Annotated in this window: 1 pseudogene; it reads right to left on the minus strand. The window is 62.6% G+C overall.

Annotated elements, in window-relative coordinates:
• Window positions 1-404, minus strand: a pseudogene (locus AC0L3D_RS36970) (AcrB/AcrD/AcrF family protein); the annotation flags it as partial.

Genomic DNA, 404 nt, shown 5'->3' on the forward strand with positions numbered 1-404 from the left:
CAGTCGACGAACTCGTACTGGATGACGCCGACCACGTCTTCAGGAATGTCCTGGCCGCCGCCTTGCGTCTTGCCGACACGGGTATAGACCGATTTCACGCCCGGCCAGCCGAGAAGCCGGTTTTCCGCGGTCGTTGTGGCGGCATCCATTTCGGCGAGCGAAAGGTTGCCGCGGGCGTGCACATAGAGCAGGCCGTAGTCAGGCTCGACATTCGGGAAGAACTCGACGCCGGCGCCATATTTCGAATAGGCAAAACCGACACCGAACAAAAGGCCGACGGTGAGCAGAAGCACGGTGATGGGAAAGCGCACCGCCTGCTTGACCACAGCCATGTACCAGCCGTCGCGGTTGTCGTTCTCGTGATGCGGCGGCGCCTTGGCGAACAAGGCGCCCAGCGCCGGTGC

The organism is Mesorhizobium sp. WSM4837 (assembly GCF_055811435.1).